The sequence below is a fragment of the Sphingomonas sp. genome, assembly GCF_965200105.1.
Classification (GTDB): domain Bacteria; phylum Pseudomonadota; class Alphaproteobacteria; order Sphingomonadales; family Sphingomonadaceae; genus Solisphingomonas.
On record NZ_CBDATN010000002.1, the window covers coordinates 1976733 to 2001409 of the forward strand.

General features: G+C 67.8%; 19 protein-coding genes and 1 pseudogene. 7 read left to right on the plus strand and 13 right to left on the minus strand.

The genetic code is table 11. From position 1 onward, the window contains the following. Window positions 1-8: 8 nt before the first annotated feature. Entirely contained in the window at window positions 9-1886 is a 1878-nt protein-coding gene (locus ACOFKX_RS11210; RefSeq protein ID WP_419827411.1) for a CocE/NonD family hydrolase, read from the minus strand. A gap of 1034 nt (window positions 1887-2920) precedes the next feature. Between ACOFKX_RS11210 and ACOFKX_RS11215 the strand changes: the two genes are divergently transcribed. The 3 genes from ACOFKX_RS11215 (at window position 2921) to ACOFKX_RS11225 (ending at window position 7668) form a co-directional block, all read left to right on the plus strand. Beyond that, the gene (locus tag ACOFKX_RS11215) at window positions 2921-4918 is read left to right on the plus strand and encodes a TonB-dependent receptor (protein WP_419827062.1); all 1998 of its coding nucleotides are present in this window, start codon (window positions 2921-2923) and stop codon (window positions 4916-4918) included. A gap of 287 nt (window positions 4919-5205) precedes the next feature. Next, window positions 5206-5430: a hypothetical protein gene (locus ACOFKX_RS11220; RefSeq protein WP_419827063.1), complete on the plus strand. Its 225-nt coding sequence runs from the start codon at window positions 5206-5208 to the stop codon at window positions 5428-5430. A 930-nt stretch (window positions 5431-6360) separates the two neighbouring features. Continuing rightward, a complete protein-coding gene (locus ACOFKX_RS11225) occupies window positions 6361-7668 on the plus strand; it encodes an IS701 family transposase (RefSeq protein ID WP_419827379.1) in 1308 nt (435 codons plus the stop codon). 173 nt (window positions 7669-7841) lie between these two features. Here the strand turns inward: ACOFKX_RS11225 and ACOFKX_RS11230 are convergent, their stop codons facing one another. Next, entirely contained in the window at window positions 7842-8159 is a 318-nt protein-coding gene (locus ACOFKX_RS11230) for a hypothetical protein (RefSeq protein ID WP_419827064.1), read from the minus strand. A 263-nt stretch (window positions 8160-8422) separates the two neighbouring features. Next, entirely contained in the window at window positions 8423-9931 is a 1509-nt protein-coding gene (locus ACOFKX_RS11235; RefSeq protein WP_419827065.1) for an alkaline phosphatase D family protein, read from the minus strand. Window positions 9932-10270: 339 nt separating this feature from the next. Here ACOFKX_RS11235 and ACOFKX_RS11240 point away from each other — a divergent pair, with 339 nt between their 5' ends. The 3 genes from ACOFKX_RS11240 (at window position 10271) to ACOFKX_RS11250 (ending at window position 12961) form a co-directional block, all read left to right on the plus strand. Then, window positions 10271-10681, plus strand: a complete 411-nt coding sequence (locus ACOFKX_RS11240; protein WP_419827066.1) for a DUF2231 domain-containing protein — start codon at window positions 10271-10273, stop codon at window positions 10679-10681. Then, a complete protein-coding gene (locus tag ACOFKX_RS11245; protein ID WP_419827067.1) occupies window positions 10678-11979 on the plus strand; it encodes a PQQ-dependent sugar dehydrogenase in 1302 nt (433 codons plus the stop codon). The genes ACOFKX_RS11240 and ACOFKX_RS11245 overlap by 4 nt, the downstream gene beginning before the upstream one ends. Before the next feature lie 103 nt (window positions 11980-12082). Then, complete coding sequence (locus ACOFKX_RS11250; protein WP_419827068.1) at window positions 12083-12961, plus strand: hypothetical protein; 879 nt, start codon at window positions 12083-12085, stop codon at window positions 12959-12961. A gap of 35 nt (window positions 12962-12996) precedes the next feature. On the opposite strand, the gene ACOFKX_RS11255 is transcribed toward ACOFKX_RS11250, so the two are convergent. Genes ACOFKX_RS11255 through ACOFKX_RS11265 form a run of 3 tightly spaced genes read right to left on the minus strand, consistent with a single transcriptional unit; the run spans window position 12997 to window position 14735 of the window. After that, window positions 12997-13176: a Trm112 family protein gene (locus tag ACOFKX_RS11255; RefSeq protein ID WP_419827069.1), complete on the minus strand. Its 180-nt coding sequence runs from the start codon at window positions 13174-13176 to the stop codon at window positions 12997-12999. A 22-nt stretch (window positions 13177-13198) separates the two neighbouring features. After that, entirely contained in the window at window positions 13199-13825 is a 627-nt protein-coding gene (locus tag ACOFKX_RS11260; protein WP_419827070.1) for an LON peptidase substrate-binding domain-containing protein, read from the minus strand. Between the two features lie 10 nt (window positions 13826-13835). Then, window positions 13836-14735 carry a tetratricopeptide repeat protein gene (locus ACOFKX_RS11265; protein WP_419827071.1) on the minus strand — a complete coding sequence of 300 codons (900 nt, stop codon included), beginning with the start codon at window positions 14733-14735 and terminating at the stop codon, window positions 13836-13838. 658 nt (window positions 14736-15393) lie between these two features. Between ACOFKX_RS11265 and ACOFKX_RS11270 the strand changes: the two genes are divergently transcribed. Next, window positions 15394-15549 (plus strand): hypothetical protein, encoded by a 156-nt coding sequence (locus ACOFKX_RS11270; RefSeq protein WP_419827072.1) that lies wholly within the window; start codon window positions 15394-15396, stop codon window positions 15547-15549. 295 nt (window positions 15550-15844) lie between these two features. Here the strand turns inward: ACOFKX_RS11270 and ACOFKX_RS11275 are convergent, their stop codons facing one another. From ACOFKX_RS11275 to ACOFKX_RS11305, 7 genes and pseudogenes are all read right to left on the minus strand, one after another. Further along, window positions 15845-16288 (minus strand): nuclear transport factor 2 family protein, encoded by a 444-nt coding sequence (locus tag ACOFKX_RS11275; protein ID WP_419827073.1) that lies wholly within the window; start codon window positions 16286-16288, stop codon window positions 15845-15847. Between the two features lie 976 nt (window positions 16289-17264). Continuing rightward, the gene (locus tag ACOFKX_RS11280; protein ID WP_419827074.1) at window positions 17265-18578 is read right to left on the minus strand and encodes a saccharopine dehydrogenase NADP-binding domain-containing protein; all 1314 of its coding nucleotides are present in this window, start codon (window positions 18576-18578) and stop codon (window positions 17265-17267) included. A gap of 533 nt (window positions 18579-19111) precedes the next feature. Continuing rightward, window positions 19112-19669, minus strand: coding sequence for a molybdopterin dinucleotide binding domain-containing protein (locus ACOFKX_RS11285; RefSeq protein ID WP_419827075.1), 558 nt, complete (start codon window positions 19667-19669; stop codon window positions 19112-19114). Between the two features lie 158 nt (window positions 19670-19827). Next, window positions 19828-20469: pseudogene (locus tag ACOFKX_RS11290) on the minus strand (transposase); the annotation flags it as partial. Between the two features lie 678 nt (window positions 20470-21147). Further along, window positions 21148-22146 (minus strand): UDP-glucuronic acid decarboxylase family protein, encoded by a 999-nt coding sequence (locus tag ACOFKX_RS11295; protein WP_419827412.1) that lies wholly within the window; start codon window positions 22144-22146, stop codon window positions 21148-21150. Next, window positions 22146-22451: an NAD-dependent epimerase/dehydratase family protein gene (locus ACOFKX_RS11300; RefSeq protein ID WP_419827076.1), complete on the minus strand. Its 306-nt coding sequence runs from the start codon at window positions 22449-22451 to the stop codon at window positions 22146-22148. The genes ACOFKX_RS11295 and ACOFKX_RS11300 overlap by 1 nt, the downstream gene beginning before the upstream one ends. A gap of 641 nt (window positions 22452-23092) precedes the next feature. Further along, a complete protein-coding gene (locus ACOFKX_RS11305; RefSeq protein ID WP_419827077.1) occupies window positions 23093-24481 on the minus strand; it encodes an amidase in 1389 nt (462 codons plus the stop codon). Window positions 24482-24677 lie beyond the last annotated feature (196 nt).

Here is a 24677-nt window from a genome sequence, read left to right on the forward strand (position 1 = left end):
CGCCCGGTCTAAGGTGCGCGCGCCTGCGCGACGACCGGCTCGGCGGCGGCACCGCCGTCGTCCGCCACGATCGGCAGCAGCACGGCGCTGGCGTGCGCGCCGCCGTGATAGATGCTCTGGGTCGCGGCGCGATAGCTGTCTCTCGACGCGTTGAAGATGTTGGGCACGAAGGTCTGCGGGTTGCGGTCGTAGAGCGGGAAGAGCGTCGACTGGACCTGCACCATGATGCGGTGGCCGGACAGGAAGACGTGATCGACATTGGGCAGGCCGAAGCCGTAGCGCTCGACCGCGCCGGGGGTCAGCGCCGCCGGCGTCGCGAGGCCGTGGACGTAGCGGCCTCGGAAGATCTCGATCCCGATCGGCAGCTCGTAGCCCGCCATCGACGGCCGCACGCCCTGCTGTCCGGCCTCGGGCGCGTCGCCCGGCATGACGTCAATCAGCTTCACCACCCAATCGCTGTCGGTGCCGCTCGTCGCGGCATAGAGCGAGACCTGCGGCGCGCCCATGACGTGGACCGGCTTCGTCAGCGGTTCGGTGCGGTAGGTGAGCACGTCCGGTCGGCCGTCGATGAAGCGCTGATCGCGGACCAGCCACGTCGTCCACTGCTCGCTGGTGGAGAGCGACACCGGGCGCGGCGAGAAGGGCACCGGCTTCATCGGATCGGAGAGATAGTCGTCGTGCCCCTCCGCCTGAGGCGCGGCGAAGCCCGCGCGAAAGCCGGCATCGAGGTAGAGCGGGGTAGGCGTCCCTGCCGGCCACTGGGCCGACACCTCCCAGCGGTTCGCGCCGGTGGCGTAGGTGAGCACGGGTGGCGTCTGTGGATCGGGCGCGTTCTTCAGCCAATGATCGAAGAACGGCTTCATGTACCGCACCCGGAACTCGCGTGCGGTGTCGCCCGTGAAGCTGAGCGCGCCGAGATCGTAGCCATAGTGATTGACGCCCGAGTGCCGCCACGGCCCGATCACCAGCGAGACCTTGTCGTTGCCCGTGTCCTTGGGCTCCAGCGCGCGGTAGGCGGCGGGTGCGCCGTAGCTGTCCTCCTGGTCCCACTGGCCGACCACCAGCATCGTCGGCACCGTAAGCGGGCGTGTCGCCAGCCATCTGTCTACCGCCTGGCCTGACCAGAAGCCGGAATAGGCAGGGTTCTCCATCAGCTTGCGGACGAAGGGCACCTGATCGACGCCCCACTGGCGTGCGAAGTCGCCGACGGAACCGGCGGCGAGATAAACGTCGTAGTCGTCACCCGATCCGCGCGGGATCTTGGCCCCGGTCTCCGCCTTGCCGGTGCTCTGCTCCAGCGCATAGTCTAGGCCGGAGACGCGGAACGCGCCGTTGTGGAACCAGTCGTCGCCCATCCAGCCGTCCACCATCGGGCTCTCGGGCACCGCGGCCTTGAGCGCGGGATGCGGATCGATCTCGGCGGCGAGCGAGGTGAAGCCGAGATAGGAGGAGCCGACGATCCCGACCTTGCCGTTGCTCTCCGGCACGTTCTTCACCAGCCAGCCGATCGTGTCGTAGGCGTCGGTGGATTCGTCGATCTTCGTGGGGTTGAGTGGCCCGCGGATCGGGCGGTTCATCACGAACTCGCCCTCCGAGTGGTGGAGGCCGCGAATGTCCTGGTACACGCGGATGTAATGGTCGTCGACGAACTCGGCGTCCATGACGGGCAGCACCTCGGTGAGGGTCTGGCTGTCGTTGCGCGACGTCGATGCCTTGGCGTCGTAGGGCGTGCGCGAGAGCAGGATGGGGGCGTTGGCCGTGCCCTTGCGCATGAAGATAACCGTGTAGAGCCTGACGCCGTCGCGCATCGGCACCATCGCCACCCGCTTCACATAGTCCGCCTGCGGGCGAACCTCGTCGTAGCTCTTCACGACGTCGGGCGTCATCGGCGTCACCGGCCCGGTCGCGGCGCTAGGGGGCGCCGCCTCGGCGTAAGCCGGCGCGGCGAAGGCGGCGAAGGCGGCGATAAGGCCTCCGGTGCGATAGAGGCGAGCAGTGCGACGTCGGCTTAGGGGCGGACCGGACGGGCGAGCGTCCCCGATCAGCATGCTCGACAAGGTAGGTCCTGCTGCACGAGCCCGACCGAAGCGATGTCCAAGGTTCCGCCGCGCCATGATCCCGAACTGTCTCCCTCACCCGTTCGACGCCCCGCCGCGCGTGCGACGAAGTCTTTGCCGCATTAGGCTCATCGAACGGCGACGAGCTATGCGCCAGGCACAATGATGGTACAATGTCTCTGCCGCGAGTTTCGCCCGGCATGGTCGGACCTCCCGAGCACGCCGATGTCGTCTTGGGGAGGGCGGGAGCTCGCGTCCGGCTTCCGGCTTAGAAACAGCTTGCGGCCGGGTAACTTTATATCATAGCGAGGCTCGGCGCGACGGATCGCGCTTGGCTGGGATCGGATCATTGTCGCTCGCCCTGCGCCAACGCGCCAGCGCCTCCGCGGCGGGATCCGCGCCGGTAAGCGAGCCACCGGTCGCGCGTCGCTCCGGTCGCCTCCTGGCGTTTGCGCTCGCGATCCTAGTCCTCGTCTGGCAGAGCCTGGTCGTCCAGACGCATGTCCACGCGCCGAGCGTGCCAGCGCCCGCTCTTGATCATGCGCCGACCGTCGCCACGGCGTTCCTCGTGGCAGGGCCTGGGCGGGACGACGCACCGGCGACCTGTCCCCTCTGCCGCGAACTGGCGCAGGCAGGCAGCTACGTCTCCCCCGGCGCGACTGTCATCGCCGCGTCGGGATCGGCCTTCCATCCGCCGGCGACGGCGACGCTCGCCGTTGAGGCCGAGCGGCAGCTCTCGCACGCGTGGCTTGGCCGAGGGCCTCCGTCTCTTCGACCCCCGACTTCGACATAACGGGCGGCATGAGCCGCCGGCCCGCCTCGCTTGCCGAGCCGGCGCCTATCCAAGGTTCACGGAGATACCCATGCGTTACGCCTACCTCGTGGGCGCGGCTACCGCCGCGCTCTTGCCCGCCGCTGCCCAGGCGCAGCCGAGTTCCGCCGTGCCGCCCGACGACCGCAACACGATCGTCGTCACCGCCTCGCCTTTCGCCACCGCCGCCGACGACACGCCGACCATCGTCGCCAAGGTCGATCGCGAGACCATCCGCACCACCGGCGGCGCCAGCATCGCCGACTCGCTCGCCAACGTGCCGGGCGTCTCGGCAACGGCGTTCGCGGCGGGCGCCAGCCGTCCCATCATCCGCGGGCAGGACGCCAACCGCGTGCGCCTGCTGGAGGACGGCGTCAGCAGCTTCGACGTGTCGGACATCGGCCCGGATCACGGCATCCCCATCGATCCGCTCGCCGCGCAAAGCATCGAGGTGGTGCGCGGCGCCGCGACGCTGCGCTACGGCAGCCAGGCGATCGGCGGCGTGGTCAACGTGCTCAACAACCGCGTGCCCACCGCGCTGCCGGACAAGCCGCTCGCCGGTGAGGTGAACGGCAGCTATGGCACCGTGTCGGACGTCGGCGAGGCGGCCGTGCTGGCGGACGCAAAGGTCGGCAGCTTCGCGCTGCACGGCGACGCGTTCGAGCGGCGCGCCGACGACTATGACACGCCGCTCGGAACCCAGGTGAACAGCTACTTCCGCGGACATGGGGGGTCCGTCGGCGGCGCGTATATCGCGGGGGACACGCATCTCGGCGCCGCCTACACGCGCTACGACGCGAACTACGGCATCCCGAGCGACGACACCCATATCGTCATGCGGCAGAACAAGTTCCTGACCCGCGATGCGATCTCGATCGAATCCGGTGTGCTGAAGGAGTTCGACCTTTACGGCGGTTACGCCGACTACAAGCACAGCGAGGTCCAGCCCGACGGCGAGATCGCGACCACCTTCCGCAACAAGGAGTGGGATGGCCGCGGCGAGCTGCTGTTGAACCCGATCGGGCCGATCGCGAACACGGCCATCGGCGCGGAGGTGCAGCGCCGCCGCTTCTCTGCGGTAGGCGAAGACTCGAGCTACCTGTTTCCAACGCTGACGCAGAGCTACGCGGGGTATATCTTCACCGAGCTGCCGCTCACCACGGCGCTGAAGGTGCAAGCCTCCGGCCGCGTGGAGCATACGCGCGTCCGGGGTACGCCGGCCGGCTTCGACACGCGCGTGAAGACTGATTTCACGCCCGTCAGCGGATCGGTGGGCGCGCTGCTGAACGCGACGCAGGCGATCAAGCTCGGCCTCACCTTCTCCTCGACCGGCCGCGCGCCCGCGCAGACCGAGCTGTTCGCACGCGGCGGGCACGACGGCCCCGACACGTTCGAGACGGGCGATCCCGACTTGAAGATCGAGCGCGCCAACTCGCTCGAAGGCTCGTTCCGGCTCAACTCGGGCAGGCTGCACTTCGACGGCAGCGTGTACTACACCTGGTTCCGCAACTACATCTTCGGCGACCTGACGGGGCGTAGCTGCGACGACGACGGCGTCTGCGTCGAGGGCGACGGCGAGGATCTGCGCGAGCTCGACTACCGGCAGGGCGGCGCCCATTTTCGGGGCGCGGAGGGCGAGGCGACCTACGATCTCGTGAGGACCGGCTCGGGCGGGAGGCTGTCGGCCAACGCGCTCGCGGATTATACCCGCGCGACGCTGAACTCCGGCGGGAACGTGCCGCGTATCCCGCCCTACCGCGTGGGCGGCGGCCTCACCTACAAGAGCAAGCCGCTCGATGCCAGCGTGCTCTACCTCTACGTAGGACGGCAGGATAAGTTCGGCGTGTTCGACACGCCGACGCCGCACTACAACCAGCTCAACGCCCAGGTGGCGGTCAGGCCGTTCAGCGCCTATCCCGGCATCGAGCTGGCCGTCGTCGGGCAGAACCTGACCAACGACGTTCAGCGCGCCGCTACCGCGCTCAACAAGGATGTGGTGGTGCTGCCCGGGCGCAACGTCCGCTTCGTCCTGCGCTTCGCCTCCTTCTGACCGGCCCCGCCGCCGTCCGGGCTCCGGGCGGCGGCGGAGTGGGCCATCGGGCGCCGCCTGAACGGAGGCTTATATGCGAGACGGCGCCCGCCGTCGCGCGGCGGGCCGACCAGCTCGGCGCGACGGTTCTGCTGCAGAGCGTGAAGCAGGCGCGCGAGAGATCAGGTCTCACTAGCCGAAACCGCCACATCCTGCTTCGCGTGCATGCATATCTCGCTACTTCTCGGCCGCCAGTTTCGTTACGCATCGGGTGAGACCGCCAGCTACGGCGGCAGCGAGGAAGCGAGATGAGCGGCGAGGCGGACGAGCGGCACGAGGAGACACCACTTCCCTGGGAGACGGAGCCGAGTGGCCTCGGCACAGCCCACTGCGAGTGGTGCGGGCGCGACATCAACGCGCCGGCGCTGCCCTGCTCGGCGACGGACGGCGAGGGCATCGCTTCTGCCGCCACGACGCCGGGTCTTGGAGAGCGCTGCAAATGGGAGCTACGCGTTCGCGGCTTCGGCACGTAGCCGGTGGCGGAGCTTCGCGTGTCGTCGGGGCGTGGTACTCTCCGCGATAACGATCCAGGCTGCGGCACGGCCGCCGGCTCTCCGTATCCGGGTCAGGAACTGGGCGTCGGCGCCGATCGAGCGGACATGAAGATGCGGCGGCTTGAGTTCGGCCCCGATCGGGTTGCGGCACGATGAGCGCAGCACCCTTCGCCGCCTGGAACATCGCGGGGGCCACGAGCACCGACCCTTTCGGGTCCGCAGTCCGGGCTGATGTCGGCGGATTGGCCCGGGCCATTGCGGCGCCGGACGCGAGGACCGCTGCGGGCGAGACGATGCCGAACCTCATCAACTTTCCTCCAGCTATCGCATCCCGCGACCGCTCCCGTTGGAACGGTCAACCAACCGATTGTTAAGGCTCATCGTCCAGGTCCTGTACTCAGCCGGCCTGCAGTGGAGCGGCGGAGTTGATTCAGGGTTGCCGGAGGTGATCCGGCGATGGCGCGATATGATCGGAGCGAGGCGCAGTGGCGGCTGGTGGAGCCGCTTGCCGCCGGGTGGGCGCAGGCCGGCGCGGGTGGACGCCCAGGCCGCCGTCGCAGACCGTGGCTACGACAGCGATGCCGTCCTTGCGCTCGTCCAACGGCGCGGATCCGCCGCTCACATCCCCAGCACCTCGCGCCGCATCGTCCGCCGCTCGGTCGACCCCGACCTCTACCGCCAGCGCAGCATAGTCGAACCTACTTCTGCAAGCTCAAGCAGTTGCGCTGCGTAGCCACCCGCTTCGACAAGCTCGCCCGCAACTTCCTTGCCGCCGCCATGCTCGCCTCAACGCGCAACTGGCTCAGAGCGGTTGAGACCACGCCTTAGCACTACTTTGGCAGGTTAGAGGAGCCGGCTGGGATCGTCGTTGATTCTCGTGTGTCAGTGTAGGCTGACGGATCGATGGCGATGGTGGTGGACGAGGGCTGGCGAAGCGATCTGGAGCGATGGCTTGAGCCGTTCCTGGCGGGGCTGTCGCATCCAGCGCGACGCAGGATGTGTCCGCAGTATGTCGCTGGTCTGATCGGTCCCGGCGATCGCAAGAGCGTGCAACCGATGGCCGCTCGTGGCGGTGAGGCCGGCTATGACCAGCTCCACCACTTCGTCGCCGCGGGTGTCTGGGACAGTGCACCGCTCGAGGCGGCGCTGCTGAGCGAGGCCGACCGGTTGGTGGGTGGCGCCGGAGCCTTCCTCGTCATCGACGATACCGCCATGCCGAAGAAAGGGCGGCACTCGGTCGGCGTGGCGCCGCAATATGCCTCGTCGCTCGGCAAGAACGCGAACTGCCAGACGATGGTGTCGGTGACGTTGGCATCGCGCGAGGTGCCGGTGATGGTGGGCTTGCGCCTGTTCCTGCCGGAGAGCTGGACCGGCGACCCGGGACGCATGGCGAAGGCGAAAGTGCCCGCCGACCGGCAGGCTGCCCTGACCAAGCCGGAGATCGCCATCGAGGAGATCGACAAGGTAAGGGCCGCGGGCGTGCGCTTCGGCTGCGTGCTCGCGGACGCCGGCTACGGGATGAGCGCGCCGTTCCGCCAGGCGCTGAGCGAGCGTAGCCTGTCCTGGGCGGTCGGCATACCGGGGCGACAGAAGGTATATGCGGCCGATGTCGCGATGATCTTCCCGGTGGCAGGCCACGGGCGGCCTCGCCAGCACCATATCCCCGACAGCAAGTCCGTCGCTGCCGAGACGCTGCTGGCCGGACAGCCGTGGAAACAGGTCAGCTGGCGGCGCGGCACGAAAGGTCGGCTGGCCGCGCGCTTCGCGGCCTTGCGCGTGCGCGTAGCCGACGGTCCGACCCAGCGTATCCGTGACATGGGCAACCAGCATCTGCCGGGCGAGGAAGTATGGCTGGTCGGCGAGCATCGCTCGACCGGCGAGCGCAAATACTATCTCTCGAACCTGCCTGCCGACACGTCGATCAAGACGCTCGCCGGCGCCATCAAGGCACGATGGATCTGCGAACAGGCGCATCAGCAGCTCAAAGAGGAACTCGGCCTCGACCACTTCGAGGGCCGGTCGTGGACAGGGCTACACCGACATGCGCTGATGTCGATGATCGCCTACGCCTTCCTCCAGTCCCGCCGCCTCACGGCAGCGGGACGGAAAAAAAAGAGTCGGGGGACCACCACCGCAACCGAGCATGCCGGCCGTCAGGCAGGCCATCCTCGACATCTTCGCACGACCGCCACCGACACACTGCCCCCATTGCAATAAGCCGCTTGCGACAACCTCAACTACAAAAATGCCAAAGTAGTGCTAGGTTGTGGATTCATTTGATCTACTCGGCCACGGTGGCGGCGAGCGCGACGCCGGCGAGGTAGTTGCTGGCGTGTCGGTGGCATTGCGTAGCGATGCGGCGCCAGTTCTTGAGGCGGCAGAAGAGGCGCTCAACGACGTTCCCGCGGCGATAGATGCGCCTGTTCAGTAGGTAAGGCGTCCGGCGCGAGGCGGTCGAGGGAATGACGGCCCTGATGCGCCGCTCGGCGAGCCACAATCTGATCTGATCGAGCGCGTCGCCGTCGCCGGAAGTCAAAGCCGCGGATTGACAGCGTGCCGCCGGCCGAGCCGAACGGATTGTTGTTCTGGGAGCTGACGCCGGGCAGCAGGTTGATGATGTCGTCGCTCGACTGACCGGGCGTCTGCCGCTGGATCAGCACCGAGTCGAGGGCGCCCTTGGCCTTCGGTGGGCGGATTGATAATGCCATCGACGTCGTGGATCGCCTTCGATCGAGTAACGACGATCGTCTGCCGGTCGAGAACCTGCGAGCCGGTGGACTGGCCCCGTGCCGCCGTCGCGAGCGCCAGGGTGGACGCGCAGACGTAGGCCGACAACTCATACGCGTGGTTTGGAACGCTCCCAGAGTGGCGCGCGACATCTACCCGGCCGCGCTGCTGTGGCACGGCTAGGCGCGGTGCACGCGGCGTTTACCGCGCTATGATCCGCGTATGACGTTGCCGTGGAACGCGGTCAGGCGCGCTCCAGTCCCGGCTTGCCCGCCGCCACCGACCAACTCGCCGCGGTGCGGATCGGCAGCCCTTTGGTGGTTACTGCGTCGAGCGTGCGGAAATGCCCCGTCCACGCCTCGCGCGTCACGTCGCAGGAGAGGTAGCCGCGTCGATCGTTGGTCCAGCGCACTTGCGGGTTGCGCGCCATGATCGCCTCGTTGCCCGGCCGCATGTCGTAGCCGTCGCCGCCCGAGGTCATCGAGGTCGCGACATATTCGGACGCGACAGCGCGGCCGCCTCGCATCAGGTCATTGGCCCAGTTCTGATGCTCGTCGCCGGTGACCACCACGACATCCGCGCGCATGGCTAGGATGTCGAGAAGGCGCTCGCGCGGGCGCTGATAGCCCGCCCAGCTATCCATGTTGTAGGTGGCGGGACCATCGGCGGTGCGCGTGCGGTCCACCGGGCACACCATAACCTGCTGTGCCACGAGCTGCCAGCGTTGGCGGCTGGCGCGAAAGCCGTCCGCCAGCCAGCGCTCCTCCTCCGCGCCCATCATGCGTGCGGTCGGCGACGACACCGCCGGGCACACCTCCTTGAAGCCGTCGTCGCAGGGCTGCGGCGTGCGATCGAGCCGCGAGTTGAGGAAGTGACCGCGCATCAGGTCGCCGAAATCGGCGCGCCTGCGGCAATCGACGCGGCCGTCCGCGCCGGGCAGCGACGCGCGGCGGAGGGGCATGTGCTCGTACCAAGCCTGCAGTGCCTGGGCGCGGCGCAGGCGGAACAGTTCGGGCGGGGTGCCGTGGCGATCGGTGTCGCCCGCCCAGTCGTTCTGCACCTCGTGATCGTCGTAGGTGCAGAACCACGGGTGCGCCGCGCGCGCCGCTTGAAGATCCGCGTCCACTCCCTCCTGCGCGTAGCGGCGGCGATAATCGTCAAGCGTATAGGGCTCGGGGCCGACGTAGCGGCGCACCGGCTCGATCGGGCGGTAAAAGGCGTCGAGGACGAAGCCGGGGCTGTATTCATAAATGTAGTCGCCATAGTGGAAAACGAAATCGAGCGGCTCCTCGGCGACGTGGCGATAACCGGTATACCAGCCCGCCTCGTAATGTTGGCAGCCGACGGCGGCGAAGCGGACGCGATCCACCGCGGCACCCGGCGCGGGTAGCGTCTGGGCGCGTCCCTCCAGGCTCTTCTCGCCCGCGCAGCGGAAGCGGTACCAGTAGCTCCGTCCTGGCTTCAGCCCGCCGACTTCGGCGTGGACGCTGTGCGCGAGCTCGGGCCGCGCGATCTCCTGCCCCTTGGCGACGATGCGCTTGAAGGCGTCGTCCTCCGCCACCTCCCAGTCGACCGGAACGGCGCCCGCCGGCATTCCGCCGCGCGGCTCCAGCGGCCGTGGCGCGAGCCGCGTCCAGGCGACGAAGCCGACCGGGGTGGCATCGCCCGCCGCGACGCCCAGCGAGAAGGGGTAGTCGCCGAAGCCGAGCTGCGCCCCGGCTCTGGTGGAGAGGAGGAACGGCGCAGCCGCCATTCCGTGTAACACGCTTCGCCGCGAGGGGGAGCGAGGGCGCCCGGCGACCTCGATGCCGGCCCTCCGACCGGGCCGTCCAAGACGATCGTCCATGATACCACGCCACATCGTACAGCCACCAGCTGGGGGCGTGGCATCGCATGATGACGGAAAGAAGACGTTCGACACGGCCCGACACGCCGCTGGCGGGGAGTGGCGCTCGCCGGCCGCGCACCTGCACTAACAAGTTTTAGGCGGATTAGCCGTCAGCGACGCGGAGCCGCAGCCGCTTCCAGCGTTATAGCCGCTTCAACCAACGGGGCTCGTGCCATGGCCACCACCTATCCGCCACGCGCTGTCATGCGCACGCATCCGGTACACGGGATCCTCTCCGCCTATCCGCTCGCCTTCTTCACGGGCGCGTTCGCGACCGACGTGATCTACGCGCGGAGCGCGAACATGATGTGGGCGAATTTCTCAACCTGGATGATCACGGCGGGACTGCTGATGGGCGTGTTCGCCGCCGTCGCCGGGATCGTCGACGCGGTCACGTCGCGCGGCCGGGCACGACGGACGCGGCGTCCTTGGCCGCACAGCGTAACGACCGGGCTGATGATGGCGCTCGGGCTCGTCAACGCCTTCATCCACAGCCGCGATGCCTGGACGTCGGTGGTGCCAATCGGCCTCGTCCTCTCTGCGGTCGTCGCGGTGCTGGCGCTGGTATCGAGCTGGCTCGGCTACAGCCTCGAAGCCCGGCAGGAGGCGGCATGATGCGCACGACAGCCACGCTCCTCGCGACCGCCGCGATGCTCACCGCCTGCGGCGGAGGCGGCGGTTCGCCCGCCGCGCAGATCGGCGCGGGTCCGCCGCTGCCAGGACAAAACCAGTATCTGTTGCCGCCAATGCACATCGCCAAGCCGGCGCCGTGGAACGGCGCGCTCCCCAGCGTGCCGGCAGGTTTGAAGGTGACGGCGTTCGCCGACGGCTTCGCCAACGCGCGCTCGGTGTTCACGCTGCCCAACGGCGATGTGCTGGTGGTGGAGCCCAAGGGACCGCCGACGGTGGTCTTCCGGCCCAAGGACATCCTCGCCAGCTGGATCAAGGGCTTCGGGCACAGCAAGACGAAGGGGGGCGATCGCATCACGCTGCTGCGCGACGCCGACGGCGACGGCAGGCCGGAACTGCGCACCGTCTTCCTCGATCACCTCCACTCGCCGTTCGGCGTCGCGCTGGTGGGCGGCGACCTCTACGTCGCCGACACCGACGCGATCCTGCGCTTCCCATACCAAACCGGCACGACCAGGATCACCGCGCCGGGCGCGGTGCTGACTGAACTCCCCGCCGGTGCGATCGACCATCACTGGACCAAGAGCCTCGTCGCCAGTCCCGACGGCAGCAAGCTCTACGTCGGCATCGGCTCGAACAGCAACATCACCGAGAACGGCATCGACGCCGAGCAGGAGCGCGCGCGCATCTGGGAGGTGGACCGCGCAACCGGCGCGCACCGCCCCTACGCGACGGGCTTGAGGAACCCCAACGGGCTCCAGTTCGAGCCGCAGACGGGCAAGCTATGGGCCGTCGTCAACGAGCGCGACGAGCTCGGGCCCGATCTCGTGCCCGATTATCTGACGTCGGTGACGCCCGGCGCCTTCTATGGCTGGCCGTGGAGCTATTGGGGTCGGCATGTCGATCCGCGCGTCCGGCCCAAGCGGCCGGACATGGTCGATAGGGCGATTTCGCCCGATTACAGCCTGTCTTCGCACGTAGCGCCCCTCGGCATGGTGTTCGATACCGGCGCCAGCCTGCCGGCACCGTATCGCGGCGGCGCCTTCGTGGGCGAGCATGGCAGCTGGGATCGCGGCAATCTCAACGGCTACAAGGTCGTGTGGGTGCCCTTCACCGGCGGCCGGCCGAGCGGGCCGGCCAAGGACGTGCTGACGGGCTTCCTGGACGGGCAGGGCCATGCGCGCGGCCGTCCGGTAGGTTTGGCGCTCGATCGCACGGGCGCGCTGCTCGTCGCCGACGATCTCGCCAACGTCGTTTGGCGGGTGACGGCCGCGGCTTCGTAGGTGGCGGCGGACGGGCTCGACGCGGCGCCGGCGCTGAAGGGCCCCGGGTCCAGATCGTCCGCATCGGCGAGGAGCGCACCGCGCTGTGCGTAGACGACGCGAGGTGAGAGGCGCCATCGGCGTCGGCCCGCTCGCACTGGCGGCACTGCTCTCCGGCGGTCCGCTCGCCGCGCGGACCGTGCCGACGATCGATACCGAGGATGCCGATCTCGGCAGCCAGCAGGTCGGCGACCGGCGCTTCCACCCCGTCATCGGCGCCGACGTGCGCAACGGCGACTTCGCGCGCGGCAGCTACGACGACGATGCCGCCAGCCTTGACCGCCTGCCCGTCCACGCGCAGCTCGGCTTCGGCTGGGAGCTGCACCGCGACACCGAGAGGAGGGCCGACGCGTGGCTGGTCGGCACCTCGTCTAACGGCTTCCACGCGCCCGCCTCCTCTGAGAGGACCTCGCCCCGTGGCTGGTACGAGAGCAACAACCTTCTCGGCGTCGTGATCGAGCCTGCCAAGGGGCTGAGGGCGGGCCTGGCCTACGCGATCAAGACGAGCCCCAACGGCGTTTCCGCCACTACGCACGAGGCGAGCCTGACCGCCGCCTACGAGGCCGAACATGGCCTCGGCATCCTCCACCCCAGCTTCGCGGCGACGGTGCGGCCAAAGGGCGGCCACGGCGTCTTCACGCAGGCCGGCATCGAGCCCGGCTTCGCGCTCTCCGCCGGCGAGCAGGCGGCGAAGCTGAGCGTGCCGTTGCGGTTCGGCGTGGGATGGCGCGGCTTCTACGAGGCCGGCAGCGGCGACGTGACGTACGGCAGCGCAGGGCTCGCGCTGTCGCAGCCGCTCGCGCTCGGCGGAACACGATGGCAAGTTCGCGCCGAGGCGCTGGCCGTGGTGCGGGACGGCACGCTCCGACGCCTTGGGAGCGCGGATGCCGAGACCTCGACCGTCGTGCCGCTCGTCACCATCGGCGCCGCGCTGGCGCTCTGAGCGCCGGGAGCGGCGGCCGCAGGCTCGCGGGGCGACTAAAGCCGCCGCGCCTCGTCCACCAGCATCACCGGCATGCCGTCGCGGATCGGATAGGCGAGCCCCGCCGCCTCCGACACCAGCTCGCGCGCGTCGTGATCGTAGCGCAACGGCGTCCGCGTCGCCGGGCAGACGAGGATACGCAGCAGGTCCGGATCGATGCCGCCCTCGATCCTCATCGCGCCGGCCTCATCGCATCCCTCATTGCAAGGTCGCATCCTCACCGTCGTCGCCCAATCGGAAGAAGCGCAGGAACTGAGCCACCAGATCGGCGCGCTCGGCCAGATCCGGCGCCTCCAGCAGCGCCTGCTTGGCGGCCGCGTCGAACGGAGCGACCTGCGCGACGGCGTTGACCAGCGACTCGTCGTCCAGCCGGCCGACCGCCTCCCAATCGATCGCGTAGCCCCGCGCGTCGGCGAAGCGCCGCGCCTCGCGCTCGATCTCGGCGCGCACCACCGACGCCAGCGGATCGGGATCGTCGGCGTCGTCCCCGAACATATCGAGGTCGGCGTCGATCTGGCGGAACGGTGTGGCGACGTCGAGTTCGGTGACGAGGCGGAAGCGGCTCCTGCCCTCCAGCACGAGATTGAAACGACCGTCGTCAAGCGCCTGCACGTCGACGATGTGGCCGACGCAGCCCACGTCGAACAAAGCCGGCGGCCGGCCCGCGCTCTCCGCCTCGCGCGGCTGGATCATGCCGATCCGCCGGTCGCGCGCCATCGCGTCCGTCACCAGCGCGCGGTAGCGCGGCTCGAAGACGTGGAGCGGCAGGTGCGCGCGCGGGAACAGGATCGCGCCCGCCAGCGGGAAGATCGAGATGCGTGCCACCCGCGGCCGATCAGGTGAACAGGACCGCGGAGAGCCGGCGGCGCTGCGCCGAAACCCACGGATCCTCCAGGCCGACGGCGGCGAACAGCGTCAGCAGCCTCTCCTTCGCGGCGCCCTCGTTCCACGCGCGGTCCTCGGCGATGAGCGCGAGCAGCGTGTCCGCCGCCTCGTCGCGTTCGCCCGCGGCCATCAGCGCGCCGGCGAGATCGTAGCGCGCCTGCATGCCGCCGCCGGCAGCCGCCGCGCGCGCCGCCGCGAGGTCGCCGCCGCCGCCCGCCGAGGCAAGCCGCACCGCCGCGCGTGCCTGATCGAGCGCCGGGTCCTTGCGATCAGCAGGCACCGCATCAAGCAGCGCCTGCGCCTCCTCCGCGCGGTCGAGCGCGAGGAGCGCGCGGGCGCGGAGGGCCAGGGCGCCAAGGTGATCGGGTGCCATCTCCGCCACCTGCTCCAGGATACCCAGAGCCCGCGCCGCGTCACCGGCGGCGAGCACCTCGTCCGCCAAGGCCAGATACTGCGCGACGTCCTCCGCGCCCGGATCGCCGCCGGCCTGGATCGGCAGCTGCGCGAGGAGCTGATCGAGCAGGCGGGTGAGCTGGCCTTCGGTGCGCGCCTGTGTGAGATCGGCGACGGGTTGGCCCTGGAACAGCGCGTAAACGGTCGGGATCGACTGGACGCGGAACTGGGCGGCGATGAACTTGTCCTTGTCGACGTCGATCTTGACGAGCCGCACGCCCTTGCCGGCATAGGCATTGACGACCGTGTCGAGGATGGGCCCGAGCTGCTTGCATGGCCCGCACCATTCCGCCCAGAAATCGAGGATGACGAGTTCGGTCATCGAGGGCTCGACCGCGTCGCGCCGGAACGCCTCCACCGCCTCGCGGTCCGCCGCACTCATTCCCAAGGTCGCCACGCGCGTCTCCTCCTGTCCGAAGCCTTATGTGGGCTCGGAGGTGCCGCTGCCAAGCCCGCAGACGCAAGGGCGAGTGAGGCTTGCCTTTCCCCTCGCTGGAACGACACCTCTGTTGGAAACAAGGTCAGAAAAGTGGAAAACTACCGCTTTGGGGGGGGGGCTACGGTCCCTTTTCTTGGCCCCGCCGAAGTACGGGCGCGGATGAGAAGAACCGCAGAAATCTGCCGATGTTGGAGCGTGCTCGGCCGTGCTGTGACGCATGGAGTAACGCATGACTGACGCACGAGATGACGCCGAACCCGACCTGCTCTACGGCCTTGAGGCCATCGCGCAGCACGTCGGGCTAACGATGCCGCAGGTGAAATTGGCAGATAACGAAGAGCGGCTGGCCGACCTTCGAGCAGGGCGCGATCGTCTGCGCCCGGCGCTCGACGCTGGCCAAGCACTTCGCCGCGCAGGCCGCCGCCGCGAAGGCGGGTCGCTGATCCCGCTATGGTGGGCCGCCTCACCGCCAAGGGGCGCAAGCGCCACACGCGGTATACCCGGATCGACCACAGCATGATGGAGACGGCGGCTTGGCGCGATCTCGCCGGATCGGCGGTGAAGGTGCTGCTCTACGTCGCAGCCTGGAGGACGGCTCGAACAACGGCGAACTGCGATGCGGCGTGCGCGAGGCGGCGGCGGCCACCGGCTTGAGCAAGACGCCGCCGAGCGTGCCTTGGGAGAGCTACAGGGCCACGGTTTCATCGCGGCGACGATCGCCGGCCATCTCGCGGTCAAGATGCGCGTGGCGACGTGCTGGCGGCTCACCTAGGCGGCATGGCGCGCCGACAAACGACTTCCGCGAGTGGCGGCCGAAGTAAAATCTACAGCCCCCCTTTTCGGACCGCCACGGCCCCCGAAAAAGAACCGTCATCCGCGTAAACACTATTACCTATCGCAGAACCCGCCAACTACTTCAACTTCTGCGGCCACGAGCCAGACCAAACGAACCCGCTCCGTGAAGCGGCGATCCAGCTATGGACCTCCTGAACAACTTCTGGCTAAGGGACGGCGGACAAGATCATCTTGATCGTCCCCGCCGGCCTTGCCGCTTGCCGATCCTGGAATCAGCGCCATTCCTCTTCTACGAACAAGCGGGTGAGATGCGTACGCTGGATCCGCCACACGCCATTGGATTTGACGTAATCCTCGTGGTAATGACCATAGCCAACGAAGGCGCAGGTCGGAAAAAGCAGGTAATCGCGCATGGCCCAAACGCCTCTAGCATGCGTCTCGTCAATGATTTCGATCTCTGGCGCGTAAACGGAGTGTACGGTTGGAATGTTTTGAAGGTTGGCGGCGGTGCCGTCCGCTACCGACTTGCGGCCGGCGACGTGCGCGACTTCAGGTTCATCCTTACTGGCGCGCGGCATCCCGTCGTACTGCCCGGTGAAGTCCTCCGCCAAGCAATCCCCGAAACCGTCCCAGTCCTTGGTGTCAAGCGTCCGACAATAACGCGCCTTCAGCGCCGTGATCGCAGCAAGATCTTTAGCAATGGATGCCTGCATCATACTCTCTCCGATAGTGCCGTCGAATGCGGTCCATACTAGTTGGCACGCTTTGGCGGAAGGGGCTATGGGCCCGGTTCCACACGGCGGGCCCGTCCGACCGGGCGGTCATTCAAATGATACCGCGCGGGAGTGAGGAGAGCTGAGGGCGCTCGCCGGCCGGTACGGGATCAGCCCGACGAGCATGCGGAAGCGCGCGCTCGGCTATCACCGGTTCGTGATCCAGTGCAGGGACGCGGGCGCGTTCGTCAGCGCGCAGTTCGGCCATGCGCACGCGGGTGCTATCCTCGGCGTCCACCTGACCTTCCCTATCCTGCCCGGCGTGCCGAATGACGCGGGCGACCCCCCGCCGACTTCACCGAGACCGAGAAGAAGATGGCGGCGGGCGACGCCGAACGCGGCAAGACTGCGCAGATCCACACGCTCGTGAACGCGATCAGTTTGCAGACGCTCGCCTGGGCAATGCACGACGGTTCGGTCGGACTGGCCGCCTGAACTTCCAGGAAGGCCGTTTGGTTTGCCTGAAGTACAGGCGATGAGCGATGTCAGGAAGGTCCGCGACCTTTTCCAAAGCATCTCGGGACGCGGTTCCGCGCTCGTCACCGCCCCCTCGATCCGACGCGCTGCGTCGAATGCGATCCCAATATCGGCGACAGCGTCGATGGCCTGATCCGCTACGACGCCGAGCCGGACCTCGCCGACTGTCTGACGCTGGTCAGGGGGTTCGCGGACGGCGCGCATGTCACCGCACTGGCTGACGGCGGGTTCGCGGCGACAGGTTTTTCTACTCCCTTGCGTCTTGAGGTCGTTGGCACCGGCACGTCACATCCGATCGTGTGGCGCAAGGCGGCTCGAGATTTGCAACGCTCGGCGAGGTGATCTTTGTCCCAATTCGCCGGGCGCGGAGGCCCGCCTCTCCTGCGCCGATCCGCTTGCTCGGGCGCTGACGGACGGGTTTCCGCGCTCGATGGAACCGGCTTCAGCGCAAGGACAATGTCTCGACTCGCAAGGTTCCGGCTGACGCGCCGATCGCCAGGGCCGGCGTGACGCACCCCAGGTGGCGACCCGGACGATCCCGATCCAGCACGTGCAAAGCCACCTCGACGATGATCGCCGCGGTCGCGGTATAGCCTGGGTGGCCGGTGCCCTCCAGGCTGCTCGTGCCGATCCGACCATCCTTGGCGGTCGCGCGCGCCTCGACCCTCCAGGCCCAATCTTCGAGGAACCGGTTGGAAGGTCCCGTCCCCGCTTCGGGCAATACCTGGCGCAGTCCCGCGGCCGCCGCCTGCCGCACCGCCAACGGCAATCCGGTCGCCGCGACCGCTAACTGCTGTAGTTCGCCTTTCGCCTTCGCCTTGAGCTGGCGGCCGAGAGCAGCGGCGAGCGTCGCGCCACCCATGTCTTCGCCCTCGACGTAACTGGCGGCGCTGTAGGGAGCGTTCCGGCCGGCTGCGAGCAGGGCCGCCGTGCGACGGATGATCGGGGGATTTAGGAACGCCACCGGCGGCACCGGTCCCAGCACGCGTCCCTGCGCATCGCTTGCCCCGAACCGGAGCCGATCCGCCTTGCCGCCGCCCGTGCCGTCCGGCAGCAGCGCGTCGGCATGACCAACCAGGGCAGCGTCGGGGTCGTCGAGCATGGCGACGACGCTCGCCATTGTGCCGGCCGAGACCTGCTGCCTAAACGGCACGCCGCCCTCGGGGCGCCGCGTGAAGGTCACGGACACGACCACCTCCGCGATCGGGTCGGCCGCGCCCGGGCCGTCGGCACCAGCCTCGTCACCGACCGCGCGCCGGCACGCGACCAGCGTGGTCAGGTCGGCCGGCATCGCCTCCCACCCGGCCATCTGCACCACCTGCACGCCCGCAGCTCGCGCCGACGCATCGAACCGGTCGATTACTCGGCGCAGGAACGGGATCTCGCCGCTCAGGTCGACATAAGAGGTGCCTGCCTCGACGCAAGCCTCGATCAGGCTCGCCGCCTTCTGCGTATAGGGACCGGCGAGGTTCACGACGGCGGTCGTTCGCCGCGCCAGGGCCTGCAGCGATGCAGGCTGGTCGAGATCGGCGACCAGGATGTCGACGCCGTCCAGCTCCAGCTCGGCCAGCATTTGGGTGACCTGCTCGCGGTTGCGACCCACCGCGGCCCAGAGCCGCTTCCCGTCCGGCCCGCGCGGTTGCGCGTCCATTCCCGCCAGCTGTCTCACCACAAGCCGACCGGTGAGCCCGGTCGCGCCAAACACCGCCAGATCGTATTGGCGGGGTTCGTGGGAGTTGCCGGTCACCATGTCCATCACGTCGCTTAGACGAACTTCGTTCTTGCGCCAAGGGATCGGATGGGCCCGGCCGGCATGGGGGCGGAGGGCGTTCGCATCGGCCCGACATCATGCCGGTTAGATCGATGCAGCCGCTCCGTAGCATGGCCGTCTCTCGCCCCCTGGCGCGCCTCCGGTTTAGTTGAAGGCGTCGAGCAGTTGGCCGATGTTGGTTTGGACGGCCTCGCGGTTGGCGCGACGGCCTTGCGGAGCAGCGCCCCGAGCTTGAGAAAGACCTGCCCGGTGGAGTTTAGGTCGGGAGAGTATGGCGGCGAGTAGAGAATCATCGCCCTCATCCGCGGGGTCCAGGAGGAGGCGACGTGGTCGGCGGTCGCGGCTGAGGCGTTCACGTCGCTCGTGGTAGCGAAGTTCTGCGCGATCTAGTTACCATGTAGACGAGCCGGTCCAAACGTCCATTCGGCTGCCACCGCCGGCTCGTCGTGACGTTTCGACGCGACCGGCGGGCGAGCTCCTTGTAAGCCTCCTGCCATTGGTCGGGCCGTTGGAGGGCGTCACCTGACCGCCGTCACCTTGTACGCGGGACAGTTGGTGACCCGATCAGAGAAATCGAGGTGACGACGTTCGCTTGCGTGTCCTGGTGGGAAGGTGGTGTAGACCACGCCTGGCGTCACCCGGTTGGTCACCTTCGCGCGCAGGGTTCTCTCGCCCGGTCGGCTGGCGCGCCGCACCCAGTCGCCGGTGTCGAGACCGCAAGTTTGGGCATCTTGCGGGTGAAGCTCCAGCATGTCCTCGGGATGCCACGCGACGTTCTCGGTACGGCGGGTCTGGCCGCGATCTCGTCCATGATCTCGGACGGATGACGGTGGTCCCAGCCGAGGCCCAACGCATTCGCCACCAGCTGCACGATCTACCAACCGGCATGGCCATTGAGCGCCTCCGTCACGCGGCGGACGCGCTGGATGCGCCCGCCCGGCATCGGTGAAGGTGCCGACCTTCTCCAGGAAGGTGGAACCCGGCAGGAAGACATGGGCGTAGTTTGCCGTCTCGCCGTCTATTGCGTCGGATACATGGGTTTTCTGAGATGCCGTTGCCGGGAGCATGGTCGGCATCAGTCGCCGCATGATGGGCTTCGCGCGGCGACCTCTCCAAGGTTCAGGACGCACTCCGATGCCCTGAGGCGCCGGATGCAACGAACGTCGCGGAGTGGGTCGGCCCTACGTCCCGGCAGGATGTCTCGCAGCGCCTTGCGACGCGGGCGAGCCGGGTATTAGGCTGTGGCGAGTGTCTCTCTAATCGGTTCACCGGTGATCGGCATGCTGTGCATGGTGACCGCGAGCTTGCGGGCGACCGCGACCGCGGCGCGCTTAGGCCGAGCCGTTCACGCAACTGCAGCCCCCCCTTGCGCAGATCGCACTCTGACCGGCTGCGCACGAGCAACACGGTCGCGGCCGCGTAGAGGAGCCCGCGCAGGTGACTGTCACCCCGCCGGGAAATATGCCCGTCATAGTCGATCTCGCCCGACCGGTAGCGGCGGGTCGTCAGTCCGACCCAGGCGCCCACTGATCGGGAGCGCCTGAAGTTGGTCGGATTTTCGATCGCGCTGATGAAGGAGGACGCCGTCACGACGCCCACGCCAGGAGTAGACATGAGGAGCTGGCAGGCGTCGCTGCGCCGCGCATCCGCCAGCAGCTTACGCCAAGATCAGCGGCATGAAGGCGAACGGCGTGCCAAGCCTCGAGCAACGGACGTATGATCCGATCAAGTCCGGCATTGTCGGCCAGCAGGGCCTCTATCTGGCGCTCGAACTTGCTGCCCGACGCGGGTGGAACGATGAGCCCGAACGTCTTCATCAAGCCCGGATCTGGTTCGACAGCTCGGATGCCGTTCGAGCAGCGGAGCCTGTAACGGCGGCATCTTTGAACCCGCGCGACAGATTGAGCTTTCGCATAGGCAGCCGATGGTCGCCCAACTTCCGCAGCCTATCGGTCCAGAACGGCGCCAGCCGGCAGATCCGTGAATCCTTAAGACGATGCTCCTGCCCCCTGGAAACTTCGTCTTCAGGATTTCCGCCCTTTGCCGCCGAACGATGAGCGGGTGGCTGAGGCGAGCCAAGCCGTATCGATCTCTCTCCAGTCGAGCGCGAACGACCCGGCCTCCTCAAGCAACTCGTTATGAGTTGCACCACTTCTCCGCTTCGAAGAAGCTCCCCTCGTTGTCCGGGCTACGGCGACCTGCCTGCGTAGGCGCCGCCGGGCCGAGCAGCGACAGACGACCCGCCGTGGCCAAGGTGCCGCATGCGATGCCATGCCGACCACGAGAAACGCATTGGCTCGCGGGGATGCACTACGTAGGAGTGCATTGGTCTCCGCCTCGTCGGATTGGCGCGGGACATCCTGCCGGCCGAGAGGGTTCAAAGCTTTGATCACGGTCAATCCCGTTGCCGATCGGGCCTTTCGTTCGACCCTGCGATAACATTCGTCGCGACGTCATTGTCCTGCCGTCGCCTTCGACGCCGTGGCGATACTCCCGCCGGAGGAGTAGGTGCGCTGCATCGACCATACTGCACCTACTGTTCCTCCGTAGCCCGTTACGCCAATTCTCCCGGCAGCGCCGCAAGAGGCTGCGCCTGGGCGCGACCTTCCCTCGACAGGAACTCGTCGAAATAGGCGATCGTGCTCCTCAATCCCTCCCGGAGGGGGACGCTCGGTGTCCAACCGAGTTTTGCGCGCGCCAACGAGATGTCGGGTTTCCTCTGCTTGGGATCGTCGGCGGGCAGGGGATTGTGGATGATCCGCGACTTAGAGCCGGTCAGCTTGATCACTTCTTTGGCGAGCTCCAGCATCGTGAACTCGTCCGGATTGCCGATGTTCACTGGCCCCGCGACATCATCGTCGGACGCCATGAGGCGCAGGAAACCATCGACCTGATCGGAGACGTAGCAGAAGGCGCGCGTCTGGCTTCCGTCGCCGAACACCGTGAGGTCTTCTCCGCGCAGCGCCTGGACGATGAACGTCGAGACGACCCGACCGTCGTTCGGGTGCATGCGCGGACCATAGGTGTTGAAGATTCGGACGACCTTGATCCGAATCCGGTGCTGCTTGCGATAGTCGAAGAACAGCGTCTCGGCGCAACGCTTTCCCTCGTCGTAGCAGGATCGTGGCCCGATCGGATTGACGTTGCCCCAATAGCTTTCAGGTTGCGGGTGGACGACGGGATCGCCGTAGACTTCGGATGTGGATGCCTGGAATATCTTGGCGCCCACGCGTTTGGCCAGGCCGAGCATGTTGATCGCGCCCATGACGCTGGTCTTCGTAGTCTGCACGGGATCGCGCTGATAGTGGATCGGGCTGGCGGGGCATGCCAGATTGTAGATCTCATCCACCTCAACGTAGAGGGGGAAGCACACGTCGTGACGGATCAGCTCGAAGCGCGGATGATTGCGCAGGTGCGCGATATTGGCATGCGCGCCGGTGTAGAAATTGTCGACGCAGATGACGTACGCGCCCTGCCCGAGGAGGTTCTCGCAAAGATGTGAACCGAGAAAGCCGGCGCCACCGGTGACAAGAACGCGCTTTTCGAGGTGCATTACCGTATCTGCTCCAAAACGTCGCCACGCGTATCGGGATAGTCGGGCGAAACCAGGTCCTCGTCCCACCTTGGATGGGCCTTGATGTGCCAATCCCAGGCCGACCGGATGATGGTGCCGAAATCCGAGCTGCACGGCGCGAAGCCCAGCTCGCCGACGACGAGCGGTCTCCAGCGCACGTTGCGTTGCTGCCCCAGCGGCAGATTGTCGTAGACGACCGGAGTGAAGCCTGCGGCGGCCAGAGCCTTGCACGTATGGCTGGCGATATAACCGGTGCCGCCCGTCACGAGGATCTTTGCGTTCAATGTTCCGCCTACCGGATAGTCGAGGGCCGCGCATCTCGCTGTGCGGCGTCGTAGCGTTCGAAGCAAGGACCGCCGGGCCTTAGCGAGGGGAAGCTGCGTTCGTTGCGACACGATGCTTCGTCGAGACGCGCGGGCGGGACCAGCGCGGCAAAGACGCCTGAAACGAAATCGGCATGGCGCCCAACTCTCCGGCGCGGTCAATGTCAGGCGCCGGCATCGCTCGGCGATCCTGCGATCTGTAGCGCGAGTCGTGAAGCGACAGGTAGACGATACCGTTCATCACCCGCCGATCGTCCACCCGCGCCGGCCCGCGCCGGCCCGCGCCCAACCGGCGGCAACAGCGGCTCACCAGCCGCCACTCCGCCCCGCTCAGATCATATCGCGCCATCGCCGGATCACCTCCGGCAACCCTGAATCAACTCCGCCGCTCCACCGCCGGTTGAGTACAGAGCCTGGACGCGGCTCGGGAAATGTCGGCGCGGATAGCCATGGCGCGACCACTCAGCGGGAGATCGGCCAGCCGCTGGCAGCTCGGGCAAGGGCGGAAGGGATTGGTCGACGCGCCATGACCGAAACTCATGTCGGCCCGGGGCAGGAAAGACCTGTTCGCTGATCCGCATGGCCCGTGACGGTCGCCTCATTTACAAGAGGTTCGGCCGGGCCTCGTGCCAGTCGGTGATCGCCTGCACCGCCATCGCGGCGGCCAGCACGCGCCCGTCCGCGCCCTGAGGCCCGACGAGCTGGACCGCGACTGGCAATCCCGCCTCGTCCTGCCCCGCTGGCAGGCTGAGGGCTGGCGTTCCCGCGAAGTCGAACGGCGCCACGTAGCGGATCAAGCGATGGCTTATGGTCGCGGGATCGGCGATCATCGCCGCCATTTCGGCGAGCGTCGGCACCCCGATCGGCAATACCGGGCAGAGCAGCAGATCGATCCGGGTGAACAGCTCCGCGAGGTCACCGCGCAGGGCGTCTCGAGCAAGCCCGGCGGCCGCGATGGTCGTCGCATCGACTTGCCGGAGCGCCGCAAGGCTGAGGGCGAGCTCGGGACCGTACTCCGCGCGGCGCGACGGCCAGGTGTCCCGATGGTTAGCAGCCTGCTCGGCAACCACGAGGGCGAGCCCGACCGACATGATCGCCTGAGTCGATGGCATGCTTACCCTGATGAGTTCGGCGCCGAGTTCGCGGAGCACCGCTTCGACGCGATCGAGCGCAGCCGCGACCGGTGGCGCAAGGTCGCGGCGGTTCCAGTCGTCATCCAAGCCAATCCTCACGCCGTTCAGATCGAGCTTGACCGGAGCCTTGAGACTGCCCGGCAGGCTAGTCGGATCGGCAGGATCCCGTCCGGCGATCGCGGCGAGTACCAGTGCCGCGTCCTCGGCACTGCGCGCCAGCGGACCGATATGATCCAGGCTCTGCGCGAGCGGCAGAAGGCCGGCGCGGCTGACGCGACCATAGCTCGGCTTCATGCCTGTGAGCCCGCACGCCGCAGCCGGAATCCTGACCGAGCCGCCGGTATCGGTGCCGAGCCCGGCGAAGCAGAAGTCGGCTGCGACCGCGACGCCCGTGCCCGAGGATGAGATGCCCGGCCAATGATCGAGACTCCAGGGGTTTCGCGGCGGGTCGACGGACGGATGATGGGCGACACCCGCACCCTCGGACATCTGATGCTTGCCCAAGATCACGGCGCCCGCCTCCCGCAGCAGGCGAACCGCGGTGGCGTCATTGGCCGCTGGCGGAGCGTCTGCGCGCACCGTCATGCCGCCTAGCGTCGGCTTGCCGGCTATGTCGATCAGGTCCTTGATGCCGATCGGCACGCCATGAAGCGGCCCTCGCGTTCGTCCGGCGCGGCGTTCCCGATCTCGCGCGCGAGCCTCGGCAAGCGCGGCCTCGCCGTCGACGGCGACGTGCGCGCACAAAGCACCATCATGCGCCTCGATCTGCGCCAGCGCCTCCTCGGTGAGTCTTTCGGCACTGGTTTCGCCCGCTTTCATCGCGGTGGCAGCCGCGACTATCGTGTCCGGCCGCTCCATCCTATCTTCTCCCTCCCGAGCGGGCGGAGGATGGCCGCGCATACTTATCATGGCAAGCGTTCAGTGAGGTTCACGCTTCGCCGGCTCGATCCGCACCCGCTCGGTAAAGCTTTCGGCGGCAGCCGGTGCAGCCATTATCGCCCCCTTCTCGGAGCCGTCCACCCACCGAACAACCATCGCACGGCCGCCGGGTAGT

Coding starts and splice junctions, on each gene's coding strand:
- ACOFKX_RS11210 (WP_419827411.1), bottom strand. CDS start 1,886: ATGACGCCCGACGTCGTGAAGAGCTACGACGAGGTTCGCCCGCAGGCG.
- ACOFKX_RS11215 (WP_419827062.1), top strand. CDS start 2,921: ATGCGTTACGCCTACCTCGTGGGCGCGGCTACCGCCGCGCTCTTGCCC.
- ACOFKX_RS11220 (WP_419827063.1), top strand. CDS start 5,206: ATGAGCGGCGAGGCGGACGAGCGGCACGAGGAGACACCACTTCCCTGG.
- ACOFKX_RS11225 (WP_419827379.1), top strand. CDS start 6,361: ATGGTGGTGGACGAGGGCTGGCGAAGCGATCTGGAGCGATGGCTTGAG.
- ACOFKX_RS11230 (WP_419827064.1), bottom strand. CDS start 8,159: ATGGCATTATCAATCCGCCCACCGAAGGCCAAGGGCGCCCTCGACTCG.
- ACOFKX_RS11235 (WP_419827065.1), bottom strand. CDS start 9,931: ATGGCGGCTGCGCCGTTCCTCCTCTCCACCAGAGCCGGGGCGCAGCTC.
- ACOFKX_RS11240 (WP_419827066.1), top strand. CDS start 10,271: ATGCGCACGCATCCGGTACACGGGATCCTCTCCGCCTATCCGCTCGCC.
- ACOFKX_RS11245 (WP_419827067.1), top strand. CDS start 10,678: ATGATGCGCACGACAGCCACGCTCCTCGCGACCGCCGCGATGCTCACC.
- ACOFKX_RS11255 (WP_419827069.1), bottom strand. CDS start 13,176: ATGAGGATCGAGGGCGGCATCGATCCGGACCTGCTGCGTATCCTCGTC.
- ACOFKX_RS11270 (WP_419827072.1), top strand. CDS start 15,394: ATGCGGCGTGCGCGAGGCGGCGGCGGCCACCGGCTTGAGCAAGACGCC.
- ACOFKX_RS11275 (WP_419827073.1), bottom strand. CDS start 16,288: ATGATGCAGGCATCCATTGCTAAAGATCTTGCTGCGATCACGGCGCTG.
- ACOFKX_RS11280 (WP_419827074.1), bottom strand. CDS start 18,578: ATGGACATGGTGACCGGCAACTCCCACGAACCCCGCCAATACGATCTG.
- ACOFKX_RS11285 (WP_419827075.1), bottom strand. CDS start 19,669: ATGCCGACCATGCTCCCGGCAACGGCATCTCAGAAAACCCATGTATCC.
- ACOFKX_RS11295 (WP_419827412.1), bottom strand. CDS start 22,146: ATGCACCTCGAAAAGCGCGTTCTTGTCACCGGTGGCGCCGGCTTTCTC.
- ACOFKX_RS11305 (WP_419827077.1), bottom strand. CDS start 24,481: ATGGAGCGGCCGGACACGATAGTCGCGGCTGCCACCGCGATGAAAGCG.